General features: G+C 62.2%; 25 protein-coding genes. 8 read left to right on the top strand and 17 right to left on the bottom strand.

Going from position 1 to position 24,815, the window contains the following annotated elements:
- Positions 1-8 precede the first annotated feature (8 nt).
- The gene (locus N0Q91_RS21950; protein WP_275598217.1) at positions 9-932 is read right to left on the bottom strand and encodes a LysR family transcriptional regulator; all 924 of its coding nucleotides are present in this window, start codon (positions 930-932) and stop codon (positions 9-11) included.
- A gap of 147 nt (positions 933-1,079) precedes the next feature.
- On the opposite strand from N0Q91_RS21950, the gene N0Q91_RS21945 reads away from it, so the two are divergent.
- The gene (locus N0Q91_RS21945; protein ID WP_275598691.1) at positions 1,080-1,919 is read left to right on the top strand and encodes an aldo/keto reductase family oxidoreductase; all 840 of its coding nucleotides are present in this window, start codon (positions 1,080-1,082) and stop codon (positions 1,917-1,919) included.
- A gap of 98 nt (positions 1,920-2,017) precedes the next feature.
- Here the strand turns inward: N0Q91_RS21945 and N0Q91_RS21940 are convergent, their stop codons facing one another.
- Positions 2,018-2,236, bottom strand: a complete 219-nt coding sequence (locus N0Q91_RS21940) for a tautomerase family protein (protein WP_102762133.1) — start codon at positions 2,234-2,236, stop codon at positions 2,018-2,020.
- Between the two features lie 26 nt (positions 2,237-2,262).
- Positions 2,263-3,003, bottom strand: coding sequence for an SDR family oxidoreductase (locus N0Q91_RS21935; RefSeq protein WP_275598216.1), 741 nt, complete (start codon positions 3,001-3,003; stop codon positions 2,263-2,265).
- Between the two features lie 100 nt (positions 3,004-3,103).
- On the opposite strand from N0Q91_RS21935, the gene N0Q91_RS21930 reads away from it, so the two are divergent.
- Positions 3,104-3,997: a LysR family transcriptional regulator gene (locus tag N0Q91_RS21930; protein WP_275598690.1), complete on the top strand. Its 894-nt coding sequence runs from the start codon at positions 3,104-3,106 to the stop codon at positions 3,995-3,997.
- Between the two features lie 276 nt (positions 3,998-4,273).
- Here N0Q91_RS21930 and N0Q91_RS21925 read toward each other — a convergent pair whose 3' ends face one another.
- Together N0Q91_RS21925 and N0Q91_RS21920 are read right to left on the bottom strand one after the other, a co-directional pair.
- On the bottom strand, positions 4,274-4,759 hold the full coding sequence (locus tag N0Q91_RS21925; RefSeq protein ID WP_275598215.1) for a YidB family protein: 486 nt from the start codon (positions 4,757-4,759) through the stop codon (positions 4,274-4,276).
- A gap of 28 nt (positions 4,760-4,787) precedes the next feature.
- On the bottom strand, positions 4,788-5,039 hold the full coding sequence (locus tag N0Q91_RS21920; protein ID WP_102762128.1) for a GlsB/YeaQ/YmgE family stress response membrane protein: 252 nt from the start codon (positions 5,037-5,039) through the stop codon (positions 4,788-4,790).
- Positions 5,040-5,407: 368 nt separating this feature from the next.
- Here N0Q91_RS21920 and N0Q91_RS21915 point away from each other — a divergent pair, with 368 nt between their 5' ends.
- Complete coding sequence (locus N0Q91_RS21915; RefSeq protein WP_275598214.1) at positions 5,408-5,758, top strand: DUF2200 domain-containing protein; 351 nt, start codon at positions 5,408-5,410, stop codon at positions 5,756-5,758.
- A 162-nt stretch (positions 5,759-5,920) separates the two neighbouring features.
- On the opposite strand, the gene N0Q91_RS21910 is transcribed toward N0Q91_RS21915, so the two are convergent.
- The 5 genes from N0Q91_RS21910 to N0Q91_RS21890 all read right to left on the bottom strand — a co-directional run bounded on the left by N0Q91_RS21910 (position 5,921) and on the right by N0Q91_RS21890 (position 10,869).
- Positions 5,921-6,508 carry a DJ-1/PfpI family protein gene (locus N0Q91_RS21910; RefSeq protein WP_018096406.1) on the bottom strand — a complete coding sequence of 196 codons (588 nt, stop codon included), beginning with the start codon at positions 6,506-6,508 and terminating at the stop codon, positions 5,921-5,923.
- A gap of 120 nt (positions 6,509-6,628) precedes the next feature.
- Positions 6,629-7,597 carry a substrate-binding domain-containing protein gene (locus tag N0Q91_RS21905; protein WP_018096407.1) on the bottom strand — a complete coding sequence of 323 codons (969 nt, stop codon included), beginning with the start codon at positions 7,595-7,597 and terminating at the stop codon, positions 6,629-6,631.
- Positions 7,598-7,626: 29 nt separating this feature from the next.
- Complete coding sequence (locus N0Q91_RS21900; protein WP_275598213.1) at positions 7,627-8,622, bottom strand: ABC transporter permease; 996 nt, start codon at positions 8,620-8,622, stop codon at positions 7,627-7,629.
- A complete protein-coding gene (locus tag N0Q91_RS21895; protein WP_275598212.1) occupies positions 8,588-10,180 on the bottom strand; it encodes a sugar ABC transporter ATP-binding protein in 1,593 nt (530 codons plus the stop codon). Before N0Q91_RS21895 ends, N0Q91_RS21900 begins: the two co-directional genes overlap by 35 nt.
- Positions 10,177-10,869, bottom strand: a complete 693-nt coding sequence (locus N0Q91_RS21890) for a GntR family transcriptional regulator (protein ID WP_275598211.1) — start codon at positions 10,867-10,869, stop codon at positions 10,177-10,179. Before N0Q91_RS21890 ends, N0Q91_RS21895 begins: the two co-directional genes overlap by 4 nt.
- A 94-nt stretch (positions 10,870-10,963) precedes the next feature.
- Between N0Q91_RS21890 and N0Q91_RS21885 the strand changes: the two genes are divergently transcribed.
- The 5 genes from N0Q91_RS21885 (at position 10,964) to N0Q91_RS21865 (ending at position 17,872) form a co-directional block, all read left to right on the top strand.
- Positions 10,964-11,992 (top strand): Ldh family oxidoreductase, encoded by a 1,029-nt coding sequence (locus N0Q91_RS21885; protein ID WP_275598210.1) that lies wholly within the window; start codon positions 10,964-10,966, stop codon positions 11,990-11,992.
- A complete protein-coding gene (locus N0Q91_RS21880; RefSeq protein ID WP_275598209.1) occupies positions 11,989-13,188 on the top strand; it encodes an iron-containing alcohol dehydrogenase in 1,200 nt (399 codons plus the stop codon). Before N0Q91_RS21885 ends, N0Q91_RS21880 begins: the two co-directional genes overlap by 4 nt.
- 16 nt (positions 13,189-13,204) lie before the next feature.
- Complete coding sequence (locus N0Q91_RS21875; protein WP_275598208.1) at positions 13,205-14,668, top strand: NAD-dependent succinate-semialdehyde dehydrogenase; 1,464 nt, start codon at positions 13,205-13,207, stop codon at positions 14,666-14,668.
- A 15-nt stretch (positions 14,669-14,683) separates the two neighbouring features.
- On the top strand, positions 14,684-15,529 hold the full coding sequence (locus N0Q91_RS21870; RefSeq protein WP_275598207.1) for an alpha/beta hydrolase: 846 nt from the start codon (positions 14,684-14,686) through the stop codon (positions 15,527-15,529).
- A 249-nt stretch (positions 15,530-15,778) separates the two neighbouring features.
- Positions 15,779-17,872 carry an oxidoreductase gene (locus tag N0Q91_RS21865; protein WP_275598206.1) on the top strand — a complete coding sequence of 698 codons (2,094 nt, stop codon included), beginning with the start codon at positions 15,779-15,781 and terminating at the stop codon, positions 17,870-17,872.
- Positions 17,873-17,928: 56 nt separating this feature from the next.
- Here the strand turns inward: N0Q91_RS21865 and N0Q91_RS21860 are convergent, their stop codons facing one another.
- The 7 genes from N0Q91_RS21860 to N0Q91_RS21830 all read right to left on the bottom strand — a co-directional run bounded on the left by N0Q91_RS21860 (position 17,929) and on the right by N0Q91_RS21830 (position 24,808).
- On the bottom strand, positions 17,929-18,906 hold the full coding sequence (locus tag N0Q91_RS21860) for a 3'-5' exonuclease (RefSeq protein ID WP_275598205.1): 978 nt from the start codon (positions 18,904-18,906) through the stop codon (positions 17,929-17,931).
- 126 nt (positions 18,907-19,032) lie between these two features.
- Positions 19,033-19,713, bottom strand: a complete 681-nt coding sequence (locus tag N0Q91_RS21855; protein ID WP_275598204.1) for a DUF2161 domain-containing phosphodiesterase — start codon at positions 19,711-19,713, stop codon at positions 19,033-19,035.
- A 158-nt stretch (positions 19,714-19,871) separates the two neighbouring features.
- Entirely contained in the window at positions 19,872-20,876 is a 1,005-nt protein-coding gene (locus N0Q91_RS21850) for a TRAP transporter substrate-binding protein (protein WP_100673505.1), read from the bottom strand.
- A 51-nt stretch (positions 20,877-20,927) separates the two neighbouring features.
- The gene (locus N0Q91_RS21845) at positions 20,928-22,205 is read right to left on the bottom strand and encodes a TRAP transporter large permease (RefSeq protein ID WP_275598203.1); all 1,278 of its coding nucleotides are present in this window, start codon (positions 22,203-22,205) and stop codon (positions 20,928-20,930) included.
- On the bottom strand, positions 22,205-22,738 hold the full coding sequence (locus N0Q91_RS21840) for a TRAP transporter small permease (protein ID WP_018096421.1): 534 nt from the start codon (positions 22,736-22,738) through the stop codon (positions 22,205-22,207). The genes N0Q91_RS21845 and N0Q91_RS21840 overlap by 1 nt, the downstream gene beginning before the upstream one ends.
- Positions 22,739-23,935: a fumarylacetoacetate hydrolase family protein gene (locus tag N0Q91_RS21835; protein ID WP_275598202.1), complete on the bottom strand. Its 1,197-nt coding sequence runs from the start codon at positions 23,933-23,935 to the stop codon at positions 22,739-22,741.
- A 147-nt stretch (positions 23,936-24,082) separates the two neighbouring features.
- Positions 24,083-24,808 (bottom strand): FadR/GntR family transcriptional regulator, encoded by a 726-nt coding sequence (locus N0Q91_RS21830; protein WP_275598201.1) that lies wholly within the window; start codon positions 24,806-24,808, stop codon positions 24,083-24,085.
- Positions 24,809-24,815 lie beyond the last annotated feature (7 nt).

Genomic DNA, 24,815 nt, shown 5'->3' with positions numbered 1-24,815 from the left:
TCGCTCGCTCAACGGGCTCCAGCCGGCGGCATGGCCCTGATGAAGTCGATGAAGACCCTGAGGGGCGCGGGCACCAGCCGGCGCCCGGGATAGTAGAGGAAGGGGCCCGAAAAGCTCAGCCACCACGGCTCCAGCACGGGCTCCAGCGCTCCGGTTTCGAAGTGCGGATGCAGCCAGTCCTCGAATATCGAGACGATGCCGGTTCCGGCAATCGCCGCCGCGATGCCGAGATCCGAGCCGCCGCCCGCCTGCACCACAAGCGACGTGGGCGGGTCGATCGTGACCGCCTCGCCGTCGCGTTCGAACTCCCAGGGACTGATTGGCCGGCCGGCGAAACGGCCGCGGATACAGCTGTGACCAAGCAGGTCGCGCGGATGCTGCGGCCGGCCATGCGCGTCGAGATAGGCCGGCGAAGCACCGCTCGCATACCGCTGGATGCGAGGCCCGATCGGCACGGCGATCATGTCCTGCTGCAGCCGCTCGTCATAGCGGATGCCGGCGTCGCAGCCCGCGGCGATCACGTCGACGAAGCTTTCGTCAGTCATGATCTCCAGCCTGATGTCGGGATAGGCCGCAAGGAAGGGTGGCACGATGGACGGCAGGACCAGCCTTGCGGCGCTGACCGGCACGTTCAGTCTCAGCACGCCCACCGGGCGGTCACGGAAACCGCGGGCGAAATCGAGCGCGGCATCGATCTCGCCGAATGCCGGTCCGATCCGCTCCATCAGCCCCCGGCCGGCCTCGGTCGGTACCACGCTACGCGTGGTGCGGTTGAAAAGCCTGACGCCGAGCTCCGCCTCGAGGCGCCGCACGGCGTCACTCAGCGCCGACGCGCTGACGTCGCTCGCCCGAGCCGCCTCTCGGAACCCGCCGGCCCGGGCAACCTTCATGAAGGCGCCCACATCCGCCATGTCGGGCCTGTCCCGTTCCATATTCCCGCTCCTACCAATTGTCCGGCACGCCGTACAGCCCGTGCGGATGGTAGCTGATTGTCCTTCCAATGAAACAGGCCTAATCCCGTTTTCGTGGCTCAAAACGGAGATCCGCGCATGTCCAGTATTGCAAGATCAGGAACTTTCATGCTCGGCGACCGGGTGGTGAACCGACTCGGCTATGGTGCGATGCAGCTCGCCGGCAAAGGTGTCTTCGGTCCGCCGCGCGATCGCGCGGAAGCGGTCGCCGTCCTGCGCGAAGCGGTTGAGAGCGGCGTCAACCACATCGATACGAGCGACTTCTATGGCCCGCACGTGACGAACGAGATCATACGGGAAGCGCTCCACCCCTACAGGGACGACCTCGTCATCGTCACCAAGGTGGGCGCCAGGCGCGGCGCGGACGCCTCATGGTTTCCGGCCTTCACGAAGGAAGAACTGACGCGAGCTGTGCATGACAATCTGCGCAATCTCGGACTTGACGTCATCGACGTCGTGAACCTGCGCGCCATGTTCAGCGTGCACGGCCCGGCCGAGGGTTCGATCCAGGAACCGCTCATGGTGCTGGCCGATCTCAAGCGGCAGGGGCTGATCCGGCATATCGGCCTTTCCAACGTGACCACGAGACAAGTCGAGGAAGGCCGCAGGATCACGGAGATCGTCTGCGTGCAGAACATGTATAACCTCGTCAATCGGGCCGACGACGCCATGATCGACCGGCTCGCCGCCGCCGGCACCGCCTATGTACCCTTTTTCCCGCTCGGCGGCTTTTCACCCTTGCAGTCCTCGACGCTGTCCGACGTGGCAGCCCGGCTCGGCGCAACGCCGATGCAGGTGGCGCTCGCCTGGCTGCTGAAACGCGCCCCGAACATCCTGCTGATCCCCGGCACCTCCTCGCGCGTGCATCTGAGGGAGAACCTCGCCGCCGCCGAAATCGATCTCCCGGAAGAAGCAATGCCCGAACTCGACGGAATGGTGCCCGCCTGACGGTGAACCTGACGGGCCTGAGGTCCCCGATTTAGCCGACCGCAGCAATGGCGAGGGCCGGCGCGAAAATCCGCGCCGGCACTCGATGAGCCTCGCAATCAACTGCTTTCCTTCGCACGGTAGCCGTCGGGAACGATGAAGATCTCATCGGCACGGCCGTATCCGCCATCCTTCACTTCCTCGATCAGCACCATTGTGTGCGGCCGTGCCGCTTCGGAGAAATACTCCACGAGCATGTCGGTCATGCGGTGCACGATTTCTTCCTTCTGGGCGCCGCTGAGTGCAGCTTCAGGCGTCTTGATGTTCACGAACGGCATGGGATTCTCCCTTCTGGAGGTCTGCTTCAGATCATGCCGCCATTGGCGCGGAGCACCTGGCCGTTCACCCAGCCGCCTTCGGGGCTGGCAAGGAAGGAAACGACCGAGGCAATGTCGCCGGGCTGACCCAGGCGCCCCAGCGGAATCGTGCCGACAATTCTTTGGACTAGCTCATCGGACTTGCCAGTCATGAAAAGCTCGGTCTCGACCGGCCCGGGCGCGACAGCATTGACTGTGATACCCCGGCCGCCGAGTTCCTTCGAGGCAACGTGGGTCATCGCCTCGACGGCAGCCTTGGTGGCAGCATAGACCCCGTAGGTCGGCCCATAGGCGCCGACGACGCTGGACGAGAAATTGATGATGCGGCCGCCGTCCCGGAGCCGGCCGGCTGCTTCGCGCATGGCGCGGAACGTGCCGGTGAGATTGATCGCGATCTGCTGCTCGAAGCTTTCGTCGTCGGTATCGGCAAGCGGCGCCAGGTTCAGGATGCCCGCATTGTTGACGAGGATGTCGGCGCCGCCGAAGCCTTCTTCGGCAGCATTGAACATGTCGGCAGCGGCGGTCGGGCTGCTTATGTCCGCCTGTATCGCGACCGCCCTGCCGCCGCGCGCTTCGATATCCGCAACCACGGCGGCCGCAGCCTCACTGCTGCTTGAATAATTCACGACGACGGCGATGCCATCCTTTGCGAGCCGCAGTGCGATGGCCCGGCCGATGCCCTTGGATGCTCCGGTGACGATCGCGACGCGTTGTCCTTTAATGGTCATTTCATACTCTCCTGTTTGACGAACAGGAGATATTGCTGGCACCGCGTCAGAACAATCGATCAAATATTGACATCAGAATTCGGCTGTGGTGAACAAAGCCATGGACCGGCTCGACCGCATGCAGCTCTTCATCCGGATCGTCGAACGCCGCAGCTTCGCTGCTGCGGCGTCCGACCTCGGCCTTGCCCGATCCACCGCAACGGAAGCGATCAAGCAGTTGGAAGACAATCTTGGCGTTCGACTTCTCGAGCGAACGACCCGGTATGTCGCGCCGACGCTGGACGGCGCGACCTTCTACCGGCGCTGCCTTGCGATTCTCGCCGAGGTGGACGAGGCGGAAAACGCCTTCCGGGACATGCAGGCCCGCGGCCTGCTGCGCGTGGATGCGCATCCCCTGCTCACACGCACGTTCCTTCTGCCGCGGCTCAATGAATTCCTCGACCGTAATCCTCTGCTCGACCTGCAGATCGGTCAGGGCGACCGCCTGGTGGATCTCGTCAGGGAAGGCATCGATTGCGTCATCCGCGCCGGAGAGGTTGCGGATAGCGGCCTGATCATGCGCCGCCTGGGAATGATCAGCGAAATCACCTGCGCCAGCCCGGCCTACATAGAGAGGCACGGAACACCCCGGTCCCCCGATGCGATGGAGGGGCATTGCGCCATCGGATTCATCTCATCGCGCACCGGGCAGATCATGCCGCTCGAATTCGCCGTCGGGAGCAGCGTCCGCTACGTGGCCTTGCCCTGCCGGCTGACGGTCAACGACTCGGACACCATGACCGATCTCGCCCGCCGCGGCTTCGGCCTGATCCAGGCGCCGCGCTACCGCCTGCAGCGGGACCTGGACGAAGGCACCCTGGTCGAGGTCCTTGCCGGGTTCCCTCCCCCGCCGACACCGCTTTCGGCGCTTTACCCCCAGAACCGCCAGCTTTCGCCGCGGGTGCGCGTGTTTATCGATTGGGTCGTCAAACTGTTTTCCGAAGCCGACTTGTAACTGCCAACCGAATGCCTGTTCAGCTGAAGGTGTCGCTCGCCGGGCCTTCGCCGCCAGATCGCGCAGATAGCCGCCTGCCGAAAACAGCGGTGGGCGTGCCGTCAGTGTTCGCGAGGGACGTGCCTAGAGCACTTCCGGGAAAAGTGGAGCGATTTTCCGTTCGGAAGTGCGTTGAATCAAATGGTTGGGGATTTCAGTGTTTCCATGAAGCATTGAAATGCCCCAAGTGTGGGTGTCGCGTCGGCGGGAGACACGTGGCGCATCCCGCCGACCTGGCTAGGCGGAAGCGGGCCCGCCGGACCGCCCAAGGACTTCCTCATCGTTCTGCGGCAACTGACCGTTCGGAGTCATCTTGTCCACCGCGTCCGGGATCGATGTCGAAAGGCGCTTCAGCAGCTCATTGTAGTCCAGGCCCGTCTTCGCGGCCAATTCCTGAAGGGTATCCTTGCCGATCGACGATTCGACCTGTTCGGCCGAAATGCCCTGAGACGGCTTTTCGGCGCTTACCCAGGAGTTTGCCGCCTCCCGGTTCCCACCGTTCTTGAACGCATCGACAAGTTCTCCCAGGCCCTTGCTGAGCGAACCTTCCCCAGAGCCGCCGAACATCTTGCCGAGTTCGCCGAGAATGCCGCCACTGTTCTGAGCGCCCCCCTTTGCGTCCTGAAAGATCTGTCCCAGCTTGTCCCGGTTCTGGTAGCCAGCGACCGCGAGCAGCCCCAATAGCGCCGCGAGCGACGGCATGGTGTTGCGAGATGAGGCCATTGTCGGTTCCTTTCTGCTTGGTGAACCCTTAAGCGCGCCGGGCGACGGCACCCCATACGAGCAAAACGATCACGGCGCCGACGATGGCTCCGATGAACCCGGCGCCCTGATTGGCGTTGTACCACCCCAATGCCTGGCCCAGATATGAGGCGACGAAAGCCCCTACAATGCCCAGGATTGTCGTCAGAATGAAGCCTTTCGGCTCGTTTTCGCCCGGCACGATGAGCTTCGCCACGATACCGGCGGCAAAGCCAATGATGATGGTCCAGATTATACCCATTCCAGAAGTCCCTCGTGTAATTAAGCAAGTCTGCTCATTGCATCGGCGGGTTCCGAGGCTCCCGTCCGTTGGAAACAATCAAAGGGGGCATCAGGAAAACACACATAGCGCGGCTCGACAAGGAGCAGCCCTATGTCTTTTGCCGGCTTGTCGGCGCCAGAGACGCGGCGACGACGAAGACAGGACGTTTCCGCCGGCGTCGCCGCCCGCTACGATGAGGCCATGCGAGCCGTCTCTCCGGCGCTTGCCAAGTATAGGGATGCTGCGCTGTCTGGCGATCTCGGAGAGGCGTTCACTGTCGCCATTTGTTGTGGTCTTGAAGTCAGCTATCCTGGGCCGAAGGACGTCCGGAGCGTTCAGGAGGACGCATGGAGAAGCATCGCATCTATTCGCTCAGCGTCGCGAGCGTCTATCCCCACTATATCGCCAAGGCTGAGAAGAAAGGACGCACGAAGGCAGAGGTCGACCAAATCATCCGTTGGCTGACGGGATATGGCCAACAGTCCCTGGACGATCAGCTGGCGAAGAATACCGATTTCCGGAACTTCTTTGCACAAGCACCTCGTATGAATCCCTCCCGATCGTTGATTACAGGGGTGATCTGCGGCGTCCGGGTGGAAGAAATCCAGGATACGACCATGCGGGAAATCCGCTACCTGGACAAACTGATCGATGAACTCGCAAAGGGGAAGGCGATGGAAAAAATTCTGCGAAAGTAGTCAGCCTCGTTTCAAGATTATGGAGCACGCGTTCGACAAGTACGAGCGAGGTCCGGTCGAATCACTGCTCCTGGTACAGCAAAAGCGCACGCCCCGACCGGCATTGGCAAACTCCCTCGGGCCGATCACCCGAGGGCAGTTGTCGATCTCACTCTCAATCCATTACGTGTGGGTGATCTTCGTGCCGAGCACGTTCAGGCACTCGCGCATGAAAGCGGCAAGACCCGTCCACCCCTTCGCCGAGACCATGTTGCCGTCGACATAGGCCCCGGTGGGCTCCACGTCGATGTAGATGCCACCGACAGCCGTCACCTCCGGCTCGCAGGCGCCAAGGCCGGCGACCTTGCGGCCCTTCAGCACGCCAGGCACAGCCATGAGGATCTGCACCCCATGGCAGATCGTGAAGATCGGCTTGCCCGTGTCGTGGAAGTGCCGCACCATGTCCTGAACGCGCTTGTCGGTGCGGATATATTCGGGGCCGCGTCCGCCGGCTGCATAAACAGCGTCATATTCCTCGACCCGCACTTCGGAAAACGTCTTGTTGATGTCGGCGTAATGGCCGAGCTTCTCCGTGTAGGTCTGGTCGCCCTCGAAGTCGTGCAACGAGGTCTTGATACGGTCGCCCGCCTTTTTGTCCGGGCAGACGACGTGCACCGTGTGGCCGACGGCCTCCATGCCCTTTTGAAAAACGTAGATTTCATACTCTTCGGTGAATTCGCCGGTTAGCATGAGGATCTTCTTGCCGCTCATGTCATATCTCCTGTTGCCTTGGATAAGTCGAGATACGGGATGCGGGTGGAAAGCCGCACATATTTTTCCTCACCCCGCTCTCGTGTTTGATCGATGCCCGGCCAGCAGGCCGGGCAACACTCAGAATGGGGAATCGGGGAAGTAGAACTGGTCGGCGTTCTCCGGAGTGATAAGCGGTGCACCGAGCAGGAACGAACCGCGCATCGGCGCCTGACCGGCGAATTGTGCCGCGGTCATATAGATGGCCGACTTGATCATCGACGGCGGATAGGGAGTCGAGACCGGTGTGCGCTCGTTGCCTTCCTTCACCATTTCGATGACTTGCTTCATGCCGTTGCCGCCGAGGGCATACTTGATGTCCTTGCGGCCCGCACGGTCGACGGCCTCGATGACGCCGAGCAACATGTCGTCGTCGTTGGCCCAGACGGCGTCGATCTTCGGGTACTTTGCAAGATAGTCCTGCATGAGCTTGAAGGCTTCGTCCTGGTTCCAGTTGGCGTACTGGATATCGAGGATCTTGATCTTCGTCTTGTTGATGACGTCCGAGAAGCCTTTGATGCGTTCGTCGTCGATCACGGTCGGGATGCCGCGCAAGACGACGATCTCGCCCTCCCCGCCAAGTTTATCGGAAAGCCAGTGCGCCGTATTGGCACCCACGGCGATGTTGTCGCCAGCGACATAGAGGTCCTGGATCGTCGGGTCGGTGAGGCCACGGTCGACCACGGAGATGAAGGTGCCCTTTTCCTTGATCTGCTCGACCGGTCCGGTCAGTTCTTCCGACGTAAACGGCAGAATGACCAGCGCGTCGAGCTTCCGGGTCGCCGACAGGTCTTCAAGCGCGGAGACCTGCGCGGTCGCCGATGACGCGGTCGACAGCACGACGTCTACATTCGGAAAGGCGGCCTCGACCTCCTTCTCAGCCTGCTCTGCATGGTAGACGACTCCTCCCGTCCATCCATGCGTTGCGGCCGGAATTGAGACGGCGACAGTCACGTTCCTCTCCTGGGCCTGAGCGCTGCCCAGCGGCAGAGCCAGGACCAGGGTAGCCGTCGATAACAAGAGTCCAGCCTTGCGGATAATAGACTTCATTTTCTCCTCCTTCGAAGTCGGTGCTGTTTTCAGCGGTTGGCAGTAAAGCGGTGCGCCAGCATGGCGACGATGATGATCGCTCCCTGAACGGCGGCGACGAGGTATTCCGAGACCATGTCCGACAGAACCATGACGTTGGCGATCACCTCGAGGATAAGGGCGCCGGCCACCGTGCCGCCGATGCGTCCCCGCCCGCCGCGGAGCAGCGTGCCGCCAATCACGACCGCGGTGATAACCTGCAGCTCCCAGAGCTGTCCGGTCGTCGGCGTCGCCGCGCCGAGCCGGGGCACATAGCAGATCGCAGCGACGGCGACGCAGAAGCCCTGGATCACGTAGGCGACGGTACGCACTCCGGCGACGTTGACGCCTGAAAAGCGCGCGACCTCGACATTGGATCCCACCGACTTCAAGCGGCGGCCATACTTGGTCTTGTAGAGCAGGAAGGCGCCGGCCACGACGACGACGAAGGTGATGAGCACCGGATAGGGAATACCGAAGACGCTGCCGAAATAGACCGGACGATAGGCTTCCCGGAGGCTGCGATCGATAGGCAGCGAGCCGCCGTCGGTCATGAAGGTGATGAAGGCGCGGAAAATCCCCATCGTGCCCAGCGTAACGATGAAGGGCTCTATTCGCCCAACGGTCACGATAAGCCCGTTGAAGAGGCCGCACAGCGCTCCCACCAGCAGCGCGATGCCCGCTCCCATCGGAATCGCCCAGGTTCCAAATGCCGGGGCGAGATGGTTCATCGCCATGATCATGATACCGGTGACGAAGGCCATCATCGAACCCACGGACAGGTCGAGCCCGCCGGACGAGATAACGAAGGTCGCACCGACGGCGATGATCGCGATGAAGGCGCTCCGCGTAATGACGTTGATCAGGTTGGCCGACGACACGAAATTGGAGTTCACCAGCGCACCGAACAGCACGATCACCGCAAGGGCGATGAAGGGCGCCAGATCGGCCCAACGGATGCGCGCTCCGTCGTCAGTGGGTGCGAGTGTTGCTGTCGCTGCGGTCATGTTTCTCCTCCCCGACGTCCGCGCGCCCACCGGTCGTGGCGGCGTAGACGACGTTTTCCTCATTGATTTCATTGCCGCTCAGCTCAGCGACGATCCTCCCGGCACGCATCACCAGAACGCGGTCGGAAAGACCCACCAGTTCCGGCATTTCCGACGAAATGACGATGCAGGCCTTGCCGGCGCGCACCATCCCGTCGATGAATTCATAGATCTGGCTCTTGTTGCCGATATCGATCCCGCGCGTCGGCTCGTCGATGATGATCACCGAGGGGTCGGCCATCATGACCTTGGCAAGGAGCAGCTTCTGCTGGTTCCCACCCGAAAGCTGGCTGGCTTCGAGGCGTAGCGAGCGCACGCGGATGTCGTAATCGGCCACCGCCTTTCGAAGGCGGGAAAGCTCTCCCCGCTTGTCCAGAAGGACACCCGGATTGATCGTGTCCAGCGCCTGCAGGGTGAGGTTGGGACCGAGCTTCTCCTCCAGAAGCAGGCCTTTGCCCTTGCGGTCTTCGGTGAGGTAAACCAGGCCGGCCTCCATCAGGGTGCCGACCGAACGGCTCCCGATCTGCCGGCCGTTCAGGACAATGCTTTCAACCTCTGACGGGCGAAGACCCATCAGGCCTTCGATCAGTTCGGTACGACCCGCCCCGATCATGCCGCCGATACCCAGCACCTCGCCGGCCCTGACGCTAAATGAAACCTTCTGCGAGCCGTGGTCGACGGCAAGGTTGGTGACCGAAAGGATCGGAGCCGCAGTCGCGGTTGGCCGCTTATGCGGATAGAGCATTTCCAGCTCTCGCCCGACCATCAGTTCCGCCATTTCACGCTGGCCGAGGCCTGGTGCCGGCCAGGTCCCGATCATGCGGCCGTCACGAAGCACGGTCACCCGGTCGGCAATCGCCTGAACCTCATCGAGACGATGGGAGATGTAGAGCACCGCAACCCCGTGATCGCGCAAGCTGCGGACGATGTCGAGCAGCGCCACCACTTCGTCGTTTGCGAGAACCGCAGTCGGCTCGTCGAAGATGATGACCTTTCGCTCGTCCAGGAGGGCGCGCGCGATCTGCACGAGCTGGCGCTGGGCGAGCGGCAACTCACCCACACGGTCGCGCGGCCGGGCCGCTGAACCGACCCGCGCGAGGAGTTCGGCGGCACGATTGTTCATCGCCTTGTCATCGACCAGCAGACCGCGGCCGACCTCGCGACCCAGATACAGGTTTTCCGCGACGGTGAGGTCCGCAGCGAGCAGGATTTCCTGGTGCACGAGTACGATGCCGGCATTCTCCGCCTCCACCGCGTTTCGGAACTCGATCGACTTCCCCTCCAGGAGCAGGTGGCCGGCCGTCGGGGCAACATGGCCGGAAAGGAGCTTCATCAGCGTCGATTTTCCGGCGCCGTTCTCACCGATAATGGCGTGAACCTCTCCAGCGTGAACCTCAAGCGTGACGTCCGAAAGGACGGTAATCGGACCGTAGGCTTTGCCAAGACCCTCTGCCGCGAGTGCGGCAACAGCAGGGTTTGGCGGCGGCGCGACCGCATTGGAAGGCAGGACCGCGTTCATTCGAAAGCCGAAAGCAAACGATCGCGCGAGCGTTCGATGTGGACGCGCATGGCATCGTATGCGGCCTGCGGATCGCGCGCCCGGAAGGCAGCCAACAGGCTCTCATGCTCTTCGAGCGCCTCCTGAGTCACCCGGATGTGAAACATCAGCCGGAAGATGTGCAGATGGACATGCTGGTTCGACAGAGTGCTGCGGATCACGTCGTTTCCGGCGATTTTCAGGATCGCGTCGTGGAACTGCGCATCGGCGCGGGCAAAGCGGGAGTAGCGTGTGTTCCGATCGACCGGCGCCTCGCCGTGGCCCATGTCGGCCGCGGAATTCTCGAGCTGCTGGAGCGCCTCCGGAGTCATGTTGACGGCGGCAAGCCGGGCAGCTTCGGGTTCGACCAGCAGGCGAAAAGCATAGAGGTCTTCGAACTGCTTGCGCGTCCATTGCGGGGCTGCACTATAGCCGATCAGATGCTCTTTGCGAACGAGGCCCTCGCGTTCCAGGCGGCTCAGCGCCTCGCGGATCGGCGTCTGGGATACGCCGAGTTCGCGAGCGAGGACATCGATCGGAATGCGCGCACCAGGCGTAATATCGAGGGACATCAGCCGGTGATAGATGCTGTCATAAACGCCTTCGACCACACTCGTCGGGCGAATACCAGCCCCCCTGCTTGCCCTCTCCGCTGCAATTGCCACTGCCATTCTCCGACTGCTTATTGACATACGCCGTTTTGTTACAAATAACATATCGCATGTCAAATACAATATCGTATATGATCTGATATAGGATTTCTGAATGAGGCTGCCGCCCTCCCGCCTGAGGAATTTGAGCGTCGCTCTGCTGGAAAAGCGGGGTGTTCCCGCCGACTCCGCTCGTCTTCAGGCAGATCTCCTTCTGGAGGCCGAGCTGCGCGGATTGCCCTCCCACGGCCTGCAACGCCTGCCATTGCTTCTGACCCGGCTGGATAAAGGGCTCGCGAACCCCACGACGCGCGGAAACGGACTCTGGCGAAGAGACTCATTTCTGAGCGTCGACGGCGAACGCGGCCTGGGCCCAGTCGTGATGATGAACGCCCTGCACGTCATGCAACGCGTCCTTAAGGAGACGGGGCTCGCCATTGCCGCGATCCGCAACGCCAATCACATGGGAATGCTTGCCTATTATGCGGAGGCCGCCGCAAGAGACGGCCTGATCGGCATTGTCATGTCGACCAGCGAAGCGCTCGTGCACCCATTCGGCGGAACGCAAGCCATGGTCGGCACCAATCCGGTCGCGATCGGCATTCCTGCGGGTGACCGCCCTTTCGTGCTGGATCTTGCAACCAGCATCGTGTCCATGGGCAAGATCAACAATCATGCGATGCGCGGTCTGGCGATCCCGGCTGGCTGGGCAGTGGACCGAGACGGGCGCGGGACAACCGATCCGCACGCGGCACAGGCAGGGGCGATCGCGCCGTTCGGCGACGCGAAGGGATATGGTCTGGGCCTTGCGATCGAGCTTCTTGTTGCGGCGCTTGCCGGATCCAATCTGGCGCCTGATGTGCATGGAACGCTCGACGACATTCATCCCGCCAATAAAGGCGACCTTCTCATTCTGATCGATCCTTCGGCAGGCGCGGGTAGCACACCGGAACTTGCCGCCTATCTCGACCGCCTGCGCCTATCCCGCCCGCTCGACCCTGCGCAACCAGTCGCCATTCCGGGAGACGGGGCACGAGCACGCCGCGTTACTGCAGCGAAGACTGGCATCGAACTGCCGCGGCCGCTTTTCGACCAACTTACGGCCCTCGAGGTCGCTGAATTCATCGGAGGACATACGGAATGAACCTATTCGGCACATTAAGGGCGCCGCGCGAACTGCTTTTCGGCGCCGGGCAGCGCCATGCCCTTGGCGGCATCGCCGCCAAGCTCGGCCGGCGCGCGCTGATCGTCACCGACACGCGCCTTGCAGTGGATGCCGACCTGCTTACGCTGGTGCGGCGACTGGAGGAGGCAGGGCTTGAGGTGATGGTGGACAGTTCCACCCTGCCGGACGTCCCCGTGGAATCGGGCATCGCGAGCGCTGCCGCGGCCAGGGGCTTTGCGCCGGACCTCGTCATCGGCATCGGTGGCGGGTCCTGTCTCGACATGGCGAAATGCGTCGCCCTCCTCCTTACCCACGGCGGGCGGCCACAGGACTATTATGGCGAACATGCCGTCCCCGGCCCGGTGATGTCATTGATCGCCATTCCCACCACCGCCGGCACCGGCTCGGAGGTGACGCCCGTCGCCGTGCTTTCGGATGCCGAACGTAGCCTGAAAGTTGGCATTTCAAGCCCGCACCTGATCCCGGCGGTATCGATCTGCGACCCCGAACTCACCCTCTCCTGCCCATCCGGCCTGACTGCAATCGCCGGCGCGGACGCCCTAACGCATGCGATCGAAGCCTTCACGGCGATCCGGCGCGAGCCCGTCCCCGGTATCGCGCAGCAGCGCGTCTTCGTCGGTAAGAACGCGCTTTCCGATCACTTTGCCCTTGGCGCAATCACCCTCCTGTGGCAGGGGCTTGAGAGGGCATGCAAGGACGGCGCCGACGCCGGCGCGCGCGAAAAGGTGATGCTCGGCGCAACGCTCGCCGGTCTTGCTTTCGGGGTGGCGGGCACTGCCGCGGCCCACGCCATCCAGTACCCCGTCGGCGCGCTCACCCATACGGCGCATGGCCTCGGGGTCGCCTGTCTCATGCCCTATGTCATGACCTGGAATGCGCCGCTCATCCGCGACGAACTCGCGCAGATCGCGCATGCGGCCGGGCTCGGCGGACCGGATGAAGTGATCCCTGCCCTCGTTTCGCTCTTCGAACGCATCGGCATTCCCGCCACGCTGCGGGATCTCGGCCTCGAGGAAGACCGGATCGACTGGGTGGCGGAACAAAGCTCGGGTATCGCACGCCTCATCCAGAACAATCCCCGCCAGCTGAACCCGCACGAAATGCGCAACCTCGTCACCGCCGCCCATTGCGGCGACCGCTCGCGCCTGAACTGAGTCGAAAGGACCCTCCATGACCTTCCATGCCAAGTTTTCCGGCTACGCCGATCCCGCCCTGCACGCCGCAGGCCTCTACATTGGCGGCAAATGGCAAAGCGGTAGCGGAATAACCGTTCTCGACCCATCGACCGGTAATTTGCTGGCCGAGGTCGCCGACGCCTCCATCGAGGACGCACAGCGCGCAGTCGATGCCGCGCATGCCGCTGCCGCGGGGTGGCGCGCCACTCCGGCTCGCCAGCGCTCGGAAATCCTGAGACGCTGGTATCAGCTGATGACACAGCACGCCGAGGAGCTTGCAACTCTCATCGCACTGGAAAACGGCAAGGCCCTGGTCGACGCACGCGGCGAAGTAGCTTATGCCGCCGAATTCTTCCGCTGGTACGCTGAAGAGGCGACCCGCATTCCGGGCGAATTCCGGCGCACTCCCTCCGGGTCGCACAATATCCTCGTTGACCATGAGCCGATCGGCATTGCCGTCCTGATCACGCCCTGGAATTTCCCCGCGGCTATGGCGACTCGCAAGATCGGGCCCGCGCTTGCCGCCGGCTGCACGGTGATCCTGAAACCTGCCTCGGAGACACCGTTGACGGCCTACGCCATGGCCCGACTCGGCGAAGAGGCGGGCGTTCCGCCTGGCGTCGTCAACGTGCTGACCACAAGCAATCCAGGCGGAATAACGAATGCGATGCTCGCCGATTCGCGGGTTCGTAAGCTTTCATTCACCGGCTCGACCGGCGTTGGCCGCGTTCTGCTTGCCGAAGCCGCCAAGTCGGTCGTCAGCTGCTCGATGGAGCTCGGCGGCAACGCGCCCTTCATCGTGTTCGACGACGCGGACCTCGAGGCGGCACTCGACGGTGCGATGATCGCCAAGATGCGAAACGCTGGAGAAGCCTGCACTGCCGCCAATCGTTTCTACGTCCAGGCGGGCATCCATGATGCGTTTGTCGCTGGCCTCACGGCGCGGATGATGTCTCTGAAGATCGGTCCCGGATACGATCCCGAGACGCAATGTGGTCCGATGATCACGCAAAACGCCGTCCGCAAGATCGACCGGCTCGTCTCAGAGGCACTCGCCGCGGGTGCGCGGGCAACGACCGGCGGCAAACCGCTTACGGAAAACGGGTACTTCTATCCGCCGACGGTACTCGAAAACGTCCCCGTAAACGCGTCGATCGCACGTGAGGAAATCTTCGGACCGGTCGCGCCTGTCTACAAGTTCGAAAGCGACGACGAGGCGATCCGCCTCGCAAACAATACCGAGTATGGCCTCGCCGCGTACATCTACAGCCGCGATCTCAAACGTGCGATGACGGTCGGAAAGCACATCGAAACCGGCATGCTCGGCATCAACAGGGGCCTGATGTCAGACCCCGCCGCTCCCTTCGGCGGCGTTAAACAGAGCGGCCTTGGCCGCGAAGGCGGCGTGACCGGCATTCTGGAATTCATGGAGCCGAAATATTATGCAGTTGATTATTGATCGGCGGAGCAGACGATGACAGCACAGGACCTTTACCGCATTCGCGACTTCGTGCCCGATTTCGACACCATCGCCGCAGAGTTCGCCGAACGCAGCCGGGCCCTATCGGCGCGCGCCGATGTGCGGGCAGACATACCGTACGGCTCCGGCGCCCGCGAGGTCGTCGATGTCATCTTGCCGGAGCGCCTGCAGGCCGGTGCGCCCCTGCATGTGTTCGTTCACGGCGGATATTGGCGCTCCGGCGAAAAGATCAACTATCGTTTCGTCGCTGCACCGGTTCTTGCGGCGGGGGGCATTGCGGCCCTGGTCGAATACAACCTGATGCCTCGCAGCCGCTTGGACGTGCTGGTGGATCAGGTTCGGCGATCGGTGCTCTGGCTTCAGGCCCACGCAAGCGATTTCGGCGCGGATCCTGCGCGACTGACCGTCAGCGGTCATTCGGCAGGCGCGCATCTTGCTTCCTTCCTCGCAGCAACCGGTCCCGAGGAAACCTACCCGCCCTCCCTGCCGTCGCTTCAAGGCTTGCTGCTTCTAAGCGGAATCTACGACCTGTCAGGCATACCGGACAGCTTCCTTCGCCACGAAGCGGAAATGACACCGATGGAAGCTGCCGCATGGTCCCCTCTCACCAGCTCGCAGCTCCCCTGCCCGACGCGCGTCATCGCCTATGGCGCGGACGAGACGACGCCATTCCAGAGTCAGGCGGCCGGGCTATGTGAGCTGCTGCGTGCCCGGGACGAAAGTGCCGAACTGCTCCCGGTTCTTGATCGCAACCACATGAGCGTCGTGCTCGATCTTGCCGATACCGACGGCATACTCGGGCGGCGGCTTCATAATTTGGTGGCCCGACCAACCCAGTGAATCCGGAAAGCGCCTTGGGGCGAAATGCTCGCCGCGAGCGCCGAAGAAGTTCGGCGCTGGTGCGTTGGGCCATGTCGGCCGCATTGAAGGGATGCGAACCGCGGACCACATCAAAAACTTCGCCGCAGCATAATATTATACACTCGTATAACAAATCTCTTGCCTGACGGAAGCTTCCCGATATCTTGCCGCCACCCCAACCGCGGCGCTCCGGCGCCGTGGACGCAGCTCCCTTCAGGATCCAAGGAAATGCCTCGAGACACCCGCTTCGATATTCTCTTCGAACCCGTCAAGATCGGCCCGGTCACAGCGCGCAACCGCTTCTATCAGGTGCCCCACTGTTCCGGCATGGGCTACCGCTACCCCAATGCGGAAGCCCAGTTGCGCGGTACGAAGGCGGAAGGCGGTTGGGCGGTCGTCTCCACCCAGGAGGCGGAAATCCATCCGACATCGGACCTGACGCCAGCCAACGAAGCTCGTCTTTGGGACGACGGCGATCTGCCGGCCCTTTCCGCCGTCACGGAACGTATCCACGCCCATGGCAGCCTCGCGGCCATCCAGCTCGTGCACAACGGCCTTCACGTCGCCAACCGTTTCAGCCGGATGATCCCGCTCGCTCCCTCGCACGCCGTCAGCGACAGCCTCGATCCCGTCCAGGCGCGCGCAATGGACAAGGCCGACATCAGCGACATGCGCCGCTGGTATCGCAATGCCGCGCTTCGCGCCAAAAAAGCCGGCTTCGACATCGTCTATCTCTATGCCGGCCACGACATGAGCGTGTTGCAGCACTTCCTGTCCCGCCGCCATAACGATCGCAGCGACGAATATGGCGGCTCCTTCGAAAACCGGCTCCGCCTTTTCCGAGAGATTCTCGATGATGTGCGCGAGGCGATCGGTGACACCTGTGCGCTCGCGGTGCGCCTTGCCGTCGACGAACTGATGGGCCCCTCCGGGATCACCTGCGAGGGAGAGGGGAAAGACATCATTTCGGCGCTCGGCGAACTTCCGGACCTTTGGGACGTCAATCTCTCCGACTGGTCGAACGATAGCCAGACGGCTCGTTTCTCCGAGGAGGGCTACCAGGAGCCCTATATCCGCTTCGTCAAATCCGTCACCACCAAGCCGGTGGTCGGCGTCGGCCGTTATACGTCGCCGGACAGCATGGTGCGGGTTATCAGGCAGGGCATTTTGGACTTCATTGGGGCCGCGCGCCCGTCGATCGCCGATCCCTTCCTCCCGAAGAAGATCGAGGAAGGGCGCATCGATGACATCCGCGAATGCATCGGCTGCAACATCTGCACTTCCGGCGACAATACCAACGTGCCGATGCGCTGCACGCAGAACCCCACGGTTGGCGAGGAATGGCGCAAGGGCTGGCATCCGGAGACCATCGCGGTGTCCGAAACTCCCGAACCCGCCCTCATCATCGGCGGCGGACCGGCGGGCCTGGAAGCGGCACGGGCGCTTGCCCAGCGCGGCGTCGATGTCGTGCTGGCGGAAGGCGGCGGCGAATGGGGCGGTCGCGTTGCGCGCGAATGTCGGTTACCCGGTCTTGCGACCTGGGGCCGCGTGCGCGACTGGCGCATCGGCCAACTCAGCACCCGCGTCAATGCCGAGCTTTACCTGCACAGTCCGCTTTCGGCCGCCGACATACTGCAATACGGCATCCCCCATGTGGCGATCGCGACCGGAGCGAGCTGGCGCACCGACGGCGTTGGCCGCACCCACCGGGTGCCGCTCGATTTTCTGTCGAAAGGCATCCTCGTCTCTCCCGACGCAATTCTCTCCGGGGGCGCCGAGGCGGTGCCCGCCGACGGTCCCGTCATCGTCTTCGACGACGATTGCTTCTACATGGGCAGCGTGCTTGCCGAACTGCTCGCCAGGAGTGGACGCACGGTCACCTTCGTGACGCCCGAAACCCAGGTCTCGCCCTGGAGCAGGAATACGCTGGAGCAGGCGCGTATCCAGAAGCGCCTCATCGATCTCGGCGTCGAGATCGTCACGGCCATGGCCCTCGCCGGTCGGACGAACGACCAACTGGAACTGTCCTGCGTCTACAGCGGCAGGACCCGTCCGGTCGATTGCGCCACTCTCGTCCCGGTCACCGCCCGCCTGCCGGGCGAAACGCTGTGGCTGGAACTCAAAGCACGCGAAGACGAGTGGGCCGATGCCGGCATCAAGACCGTCACCCGCCTCGGCGACTGCCTCGCGCCAGGCCTGATCGCCGCCGCCGTCTATTCCGGCCATCAATATGCCCGGACCTATCAGGAACAGGTCGACAAGGATCGGGTGCCATTCATGCGGGAGGATATTGCAAGGCTTTACGGTCTTCGCTCGGCGTAGGATGGTCCCGCCGCCCCCCACCGAATGGGTTGGGCGCGCTCGACCGCGATGCTCGATTATGTTCGCGCTCGGTATCTGTCGAACGCCGTCAGCCGCTGCGTCGGAGGATCTGCCTCGTCCCAGCGATAGATTTCCTTCCGAAGGAAGCCGAGTTCAGCCTCGAGCTCCTCCTCGGCGACCTCTGTCCACCATGATTTTGGGCGGCCGTCGCTGCCGTCAGACCAGCGGTACCCGCGAGCCTTCAGGACGTCCTTCAGGTCGAACGGCGCATTCTCCGCGAAAATCCTGACCCGTGAACGCTGGCTCGCTTTGTAAAGTTCGGCAAACGGCGGCAGCTTGTCGCCGTCCGCAGACTGCTCAAGTACCTCGAGGAGAGCAAAGCAGTCATCCACAGCCCGATGCCCGTCATGGAAATGTCCGCTCTGACCGATCAGATAGCCGAGCTTCGTGCCTTCGAAACCTCGGCCGCTCCAATCGATTTCGGAGACCGAGCATGCCCAGGCCTTGCGGACAAACACATCCGAAAGCGCCTCGCAAAACGGCCGATCGAAGCCGGCATTGTGGGCGATGATGAGATCCGCAGGCCCAACGATCGCTTGGACTGCAGCAATATCGATCGACTGGCCGGCGACCATGGCATCGGTAATACCCGTCAGCCGGGTGATGTCGGGCGGAATGGCGATGGTCGGCTGCTGCAAACCGCCATAAACAGCGACCACATCGCCGATCTCACCCTCTGCGTTGTAGGTGAATGCGACCAGCCCGATCTCGATGACCTCGCATCTACGGGCATCGAGGCCGGTTGTCTCGGTGTCGAGGATGACGCCCCTCAGGGGAAAGCCGGGTCTCACGTCGGACACGACCGTGCGGGCTTCAAGCTTTCGCAATATTCTGTAGCGACCCGTCGCCTTCAACGCGGCAAGCATCTCGGTTTCGGAAAGGGAGGTCGATGCCTGCCGGCGGGCCCGGCTTCGCTCGGTTCTCGCGGCTGCTGGTCGCACATCTCGGGCAAACATGTCGAGCTGAGAGGTCATCCGGTCCCCATCGTTAAAGTGCTCCAACTCTAAAGCGCCGGTTGCCCTGTGAACACCTCTCCCATGCTCATACCCACCGATAATGCGATGGACCACCCCACATGCGCTCAGCGCGTCGGCAAAAAATCATGCCGGGACGGCCGTTTTTGCCTGCGTGTCCTGCTGCGGCCACCGCTGCAGTGCTTCCCGTCCGGCCTCCGTCAGGCCATAGACGCCTCTGTCGAGCCGTTCAAACCAGCCATAGACATTCGAAAGCAGTATCTTCCCGGCATCCGGTACGCCTGATCTGATTTCACGCACGCGCAGCGGGCCTGATTCCAGCGCCAGCGCACAGCCGAGCGCCTGCTGGCGGTACACGGTCATGACAGGCGCGCGCGTGCTCCCACCTATTGCTGGATCGCCGCGCCGCCTCTGGTGTTCGCGCATGAGCTTCGAACGCCGTTTCGGATTGGTTCGCGGCATCGGCGATACGGAGCCGACGATCACGCTGACGTCGCCGGCATCGGAAATGCCGAGCATGCCGACCCCGAGCCTGCGACAGAGATCGCGGTAGCGTTTATCGGCCTCGCGCCCTTTTCCCTTGGCCGAGACCCGAGCCGCGATCCAGACCTCGTCCGCGACAGCGGCGCGATCGACGGCCTGCAGTATGAGCTCCAGATTGAAGCGCAGCTTCAGTTCGCAGATCACGACCACGCGCGGATCGTCGTCGCTCAGGCCGACGAGATCGCAGCCGTCAACCTCGCCCTTGACGACGTAACCTGCCTTTTCGAGAAAGCCTTTGACGGGGAGATAAAGCGACGTTTCCATATGCCTGCAGGTTGAAGCGAAGAATCGCTCTCTAAGCTATATCGATCAGCCCCTACCGGACAATCATCCTAATCGGATAAAACCCGCGGCCGTCCGGCCGCGGGTTTCCCGGAAGCATAGAGAAAGGCCACGCTCCGTGACGCAGCCTGTTCTTTTGTTTACTTGCGGATCTCTTCCAGTTTGGCGAGAATGGCGTCCACCACGTCGGCACCGATCTCAGCCTTGTGCTTTTCATAGACGACCATGGACTTCTCGCGGATGCGAGCCTGTTCTTCAGCAGACAGGGTGTTCACTTCGAGACCAGCTTCCTTGATCTTCTCCAGCGACTTCTTGTTGAGCTCCTGGATGACCTTGCGCTCCTCATCGCGACCGACCACTGCGCATTCACGCAGTGCTGCCTGCTCTTCCGGCGTATAGCTGTCGAAGATCGGCTTCGAGAACAGGAAGAGGAAGGGCGTGTAAGCGTGGTTCGTCTCGGTCACGTACTTCTGCACTTCGAAGAACTTCGACGTATCGATCGTCACATAGGGGTTTTCCTGCGCATCGATCGCCTTGGTTTCGAGCGCCGAGAAGACTTCGCCGAAAGCCATCGGAGTGGCGTTGGCACCGAGGTTCTGGAAGGTGTCGAGGAAGATGTTGTTCTGCATCACGCGAACCTTCATCCCTTCGAAGTCTTCCCACTTGGTGACCGGACGAACCGAGTTCGACAGGTTACGGAAGCCGTTTTCCCAGTAGGCGAGATTGACCAGGCCGGCCGCTTCCAGCTTCTCGTTCATCATGTCGCCGAAATCGCCATCGAGCACCGTGTAGGCTTCCTGAGCGTTGCCGAAGAGGAACGGCAGATCGAATACGCCGAGTGCCGGTATGATGCCGACGAGCGGCGAGGAAGAGGTGACGACGGCCTCCTGCACGCCGGAGCGCAGGGCCTGCGTCGCCTGAAGGTCGCCGCCGAGCGCGCCGCCCCAGAAAGCGGTGAGCTTCAGCTTGCCACCGGATTTCTGATCGAGACAGGCCTGCATCGCCTTGATGCCGTTACCGACGGGATGGTCTTCGTTGATGCCGTTCGACACCCGGATGTTGCGGTCGTTGAACTCGGCGAAAGCCGGCGCCGCGGCCGAAAGACCGAAAGCGATGGCAGTCGTGGCAAGAAGCAGTTTTCTCACGGGGGTATCCTCCCTTGGATTGTTGGTGAGGGGTTGCGGGTTAAAGCCCTTCTAATGGAGCCAGCGTGCGGGCACGATGACGATGTCCGGGAACAGGACCAGAAGGAAAAGCACGAGTATCTGAGCGATCAGAAATGGCGTCACGCCGACAATTACCTTGCCGAGCGGAACCCGGCCGACGCCGCTGACGACGTTCAATACGACGCCGACAGGTGGGGTCAGCAGCCCTATGCAGGTATTCATGATGAACAGGACACCGAAGTAGACAGGATCAATTCCGGCCTGCTTGATGATCGGCATGAGCACCGGCGTCAGGATCAGGATCGTGGGCGTAAGGTCGAGTGCGGTGCCCACCACCAATACGACCAGCATGATGACGAACATCAGAAGCGTCGGGCGGTCGATCAGCGGAGAGATGAAGCCGGTGATTTCCGCTGGTATGTTCGCTGCAGTGATCAGCCACGAAGAAACGAGCGCGGCGCAAACGAGGAACATGATCACAGCGGTGGTCTTCGCCGCCTGGAGTATGACACCCGGCAGGTCACGCGGCTTGAGTTCCCGATAAATGAACATGCCGACAAAGAGGGCGTAGACTGCGGCGACCACAGCAGCTTCGGTTGGCGTCACGACGCCGGCCTTGATGCCGCCGAGGATGATGACCGGCATGCCAAGAGCCCAAAGCGCCCGCCCGGTGGCGCGGAGCCGCTCTTTCATCGGCGTGCGTGGAAGCGGCTGGATATCATCCTTCCGCACGACCAGCAGCCACGTGGCGACAAGCGCGATACCCATGATGAGACCGGGCACGATGCCTGCCATGAAGAGCTGCGTAATAGAGACGTTCGCCGCCACTCCGAACACGATGAAGGCCATGGATGGGGGGATGACGGGGGCAATGACACCACCTGCAGCGATCAGGCCCGCGGACCGGGGAACGTTGTAGCCGGCCTTCGCCATCATCGGAATCAGGATTGCCGCAAGTGCCGCAGTGTCGGCTGCCGCCGAACCCGAGATACTTGCCATGATCACGGCCGCCATGATGGCAACGATGCCGAGACCGCCGCGTATATGACCGACACAGGCGATTGCGAAATCGATGATGCGACGCGACAATCCGCCGGCGTTCATCAATTCACCGGCGAGAATGAAGAACGGGATGGCGAGGAGCGTGAAGGTATCGGCGCCCGCGATCATGTTTTGAGCGATGATCTGGGTGTTGAACATGCCCATGTACCACATGAGCACGACGCCGCAGAACATCAGCGAGAAGGCAACCGGCACGCCGATTGCCATGGCGCCGAGCAACGAAACGATGAAGACGACAAGGGTCATTAAGTGCGCTCCGCCAGCTGCTCGAGAGACATGTTTTCACCGGCGAAGGCGGCGATTTCTTCTTCCGTGACGCGCCCCGTCAGCAGGCGGAATAGACGCTCGAGCGCGATCAGGACCACGCCCGCTCCGGTGAAATATCCGATTCCGTAGACCCACAGCATCGAGATGCCGGTAACGGGTGCGGCCATCGAGGCATTGATCGGCGATTGCTTCCAGGTACCCCAGAAGAAGATCGCCGACACGGCGATGACGACGATATTGGAGAGGATCATGCAGATGATGCGGCCCTTGCGGCCGAACAGCGAGACCAAGGTCTCGACCCCGACATGCGAATTTTCACGGAAGGTGACAACCGCGCCGATGAAGGTGAGCCACACGAAGAAATACCGTGACATCTCGTCCGAGACGTTGATGCCGGAGTTGAAGCCGTAGCGCAGCACGACGTTCAGGAACACCATCACCGCCATGCCTGCGAGCAGCACGATCAAGAGCAGCTCGAGCAGTTTATAGAACGTATCGATCGCTTTTTGCATCTAGCCCTCCCGTTTCGCCTGCAAGAGCCCGCGTTCGGCCAGGTTCTTCATCAGAGCGCCCAGGCCGAAGCTCCATTTCGGGCAGCGGTCGCTATGATCGACCCAATTTACGAGGCGTCCGAGGCGCGGCGTCGAGATCTCGACCCGGTCTCCGATTTCATGGGTGAAACCGAGCCCGGCGCGCCGACGATCCTTCACTGGCGCAAACATCGTTCCGAGGAAGAAGACCACGCCATCCGGATACTGGTGGTTGTCGTTGAGAAGTTGCGAAACGAGGTCTTCCGGGCTGCGGCTGATGGCCGACATCGGGCTGACGCCGGTCATCTTGAAACCCTCTTTGCCTTCGACGAGAAGCGAGACTTCCGCCTGTTTCACGTCCTCGATCGTGAAAGCACCGTCGAAGAGCCGGATGAAGGGGCCGATCGAGCAGGACGCATTATTGTCCTTCGCCTTGCTGAGAAGCAGTGCGGAGCGGCCTTCGAAGTCCCGAAGATTGACGTCGTTGCCGAGCGTCGCACCGACGATCCTGCCCTTCGACGTGACGGCAAGCACCACCTCCGGCTCTGGATTGTTCCAGTCGGATTTGGGGTGGATACCGATATAAGCACCACAACCGACCGAAGACATGGGCTGCGCCTTGGTGAAGATTTCAGCATCGGGACCGATACCCACTTCGAGGTACTGCGACCAAAGACCGAGCTCCTGGAGCAGTTTCTTGACCTCGGCGGCCTTGTCGGAGCCGGCTACGAGGCCTTTGAGATTGTCGCCGAGGACGGGGGCCAGCCGGCCGCGAATTTCCTGCGCGCGCAGCGGATCGCCCTTGGCCTGCTCCTCGATCACCCGCTCCAGCATGCTGTCCGCAAAGGTGACGCCGGCCGCCTTGACGGCCTGCAGATCGGCAGGCGCCAGAAGATCGCCCGCCTCGCCACGGAGGAATGCATCGAGAGAGCCGAGGCTGGCAAAGCGCGACGGGTCGCGCAGCGCGTCGACAAGACCGTCGATCTCAAGAAGCTCGGAAATCGTTGCTGCGAGTGGGGTCAGGTCGAAAACCTCTCCATCCGAGATCAGGACCGGGCAAGGTCCGCCGGCGGTTTTGAACCAGACGCGCCCGACGAGCATCGCGCCGGATGCGTCCGCGGGCTGGATTGATTCAGCGCTCAGTGCCTGTTCGAAACTCACGAGAAATCCTCCGCTCATCTCGTACCTCGAAGGTACGGGTCTCCTATTGTCAGGATGTCTGACAACGAGATGACCTGCTTCTAGTATGACTTTTTGGCCATGTCTAGGCCGTGGATAAGTAAAGTCTGAAACGCCCCTCACGGGCTGCGCCGCCCGACCCGAACCTCAGGACGAAAAGCTTTCAATCGTCAGGTCCAGGCGGGCCGCCGCCCCGTTCAGATGGTTGCGCATCGCCTCCTCGGCCTTGGCCGGATCCCGCGCCGCCACGCCATCTCGGATAGAGACATGTTCCGCAATCGTGACTTCGACGATCTCCTCCAGAATTGCAGCGGCGCGTGCCGCGTTGATCGCCAGGCTGATCCGCTCGGCGATGAATCCGATAAAAAGCAGGAAATATTCGTTATGGGTGGCCGCCGCAATCGCCCGATGAAATGCGAGGTCGGCGACGATCCCCTGCTCCGTCCATTTTTCCGCGCCGGTCATCTGCTGCAACGCCTCGTCGATCTTGCCCAATTCCTGCGGCGTATGATTGATCGCCGCAAGCCGGGCCGCCTCCACCTCAAGCGGAATACGGAGCTGAAACAGATCCCGGAAACTTCCCCGATTGGCGAGATCTCCCTGCTCTATACGAAGCGATTGCCGGCGCTCGATTTCCGTGGCGAAGGCACCGACGCCCTGGCGCGTTTCCACCAGGCCCTCATTTCGCAGTTGAGCTATCGCCTCCCGCACCACCGAGCGGCTGACTCCGAAGGTCGTGGCGAGCAGATGCTCCGTCGGCAGTTTCTCTCCGGGTGCGATACGTCCTTCGGTGATCTCCCTGCCGATCTTCGCCGCGATGCGCGCGGGCAAATGCTCGCTCCTGCTGATCTGGCCGAAATCCATTGCCGCCAAGATTGCT

Source organism: Sinorhizobium prairiense (assembly GCF_029201645.2).
GTDB lineage: Bacteria > Pseudomonadota > Alphaproteobacteria > Rhizobiales > Rhizobiaceae > Sinorhizobium > Sinorhizobium meliloti_A.
This window is presented reverse-complemented; position numbering and strand designations above follow the sequence as displayed.

Coding starts and splice junctions, on each gene's coding strand:
- N0Q91_RS21945 (WP_275598691.1), top strand. CDS start 1,080: ATGCTCGGCGACCGGGTGGTGAACCGACTCGGCTATGGTGCGATGCAG.
- N0Q91_RS21835 (WP_275598202.1), bottom strand. CDS start 23,935: ATGAGCGGAGGATTTCTCGTGAGTTTCGAACAGGCACTGAGCGCTGAA.
- N0Q91_RS21875 (WP_275598208.1), top strand. CDS start 13,205: ATGACCTTCCATGCCAAGTTTTCCGGCTACGCCGATCCCGCCCTGCAC.
- N0Q91_RS21860 (WP_275598205.1), bottom strand. CDS start 18,906: ATGACCTCTCAGCTCGACATGTTTGCCCGAGATGTGCGACCAGCAGCC.
- N0Q91_RS21905 (WP_018096407.1), bottom strand. CDS start 7,597: ATGAAGTCTATTATCCGCAAGGCTGGACTCTTGTTATCGACGGCTACC.
- N0Q91_RS21840 (WP_018096421.1), bottom strand. CDS start 22,738: ATGCAAAAAGCGATCGATACGTTCTATAAACTGCTCGAGCTGCTCTTG.
- N0Q91_RS21920 (WP_102762128.1), bottom strand. CDS start 5,039: ATGGGTATAATCTGGACCATCATCATTGGCTTTGCCGCCGGTATCGTG.
- N0Q91_RS21890 (WP_275598211.1), bottom strand. CDS start 10,869: ATGGCAGTGGCAATTGCAGCGGAGAGGGCAAGCAGGGGGGCTGGTATT.
- N0Q91_RS21925 (WP_275598215.1), bottom strand. CDS start 4,759: ATGGCCTCATCTCGCAACACCATGCCGTCGCTCGCGGCGCTATTGGGG.
- N0Q91_RS21870 (WP_275598207.1), top strand. CDS start 14,684: ATGACAGCACAGGACCTTTACCGCATTCGCGACTTCGTGCCCGATTTC.
- N0Q91_RS21880 (WP_275598209.1), top strand. CDS start 11,989: ATGAACCTATTCGGCACATTAAGGGCGCCGCGCGAACTGCTTTTCGGC.
- N0Q91_RS21845 (WP_275598203.1), bottom strand. CDS start 22,205: ATGACCCTTGTCGTCTTCATCGTTTCGTTGCTCGGCGCCATGGCAATC.
- N0Q91_RS21910 (WP_018096406.1), bottom strand. CDS start 6,508: ATGAGCGGCAAGAAGATCCTCATGCTAACCGGCGAATTCACCGAAGAG.
- N0Q91_RS21950 (WP_275598217.1), bottom strand. CDS start 932: ATGGAACGGGACAGGCCCGACATGGCGGATGTGGGCGCCTTCATGAAG.
- N0Q91_RS21935 (WP_275598216.1), bottom strand. CDS start 3,003: ATGACCATTAAAGGACAACGCGTCGCGATCGTCACCGGAGCATCCAAG.
- N0Q91_RS21940 (WP_102762133.1), bottom strand. CDS start 2,236: ATGCCGTTCGTGAACATCAAGACGCCTGAAGCTGCACTCAGCGGCGCC.
- N0Q91_RS21930 (WP_275598690.1), top strand. CDS start 3,104: ATGGACCGGCTCGACCGCATGCAGCTCTTCATCCGGATCGTCGAACGC.
- N0Q91_RS21885 (WP_275598210.1), top strand. CDS start 10,964: ATGAGGCTGCCGCCCTCCCGCCTGAGGAATTTGAGCGTCGCTCTGCTG.
- N0Q91_RS21865 (WP_275598206.1), top strand. CDS start 15,779: ATGCCTCGAGACACCCGCTTCGATATTCTCTTCGAACCCGTCAAGATC.
- N0Q91_RS21915 (WP_275598214.1), top strand. CDS start 5,408: ATGGAGAAGCATCGCATCTATTCGCTCAGCGTCGCGAGCGTCTATCCC.
- N0Q91_RS21895 (WP_275598212.1), bottom strand. CDS start 10,180: ATGAACGCGGTCCTGCCTTCCAATGCGGTCGCGCCGCCGCCAAACCCT.
- N0Q91_RS21900 (WP_275598213.1), bottom strand. CDS start 8,622: ATGACCGCAGCGACAGCAACACTCGCACCCACTGACGACGGAGCGCGC.
- N0Q91_RS21855 (WP_275598204.1), bottom strand. CDS start 19,713: ATGGAAACGTCGCTTTATCTCCCCGTCAAAGGCTTTCTCGAAAAGGCA.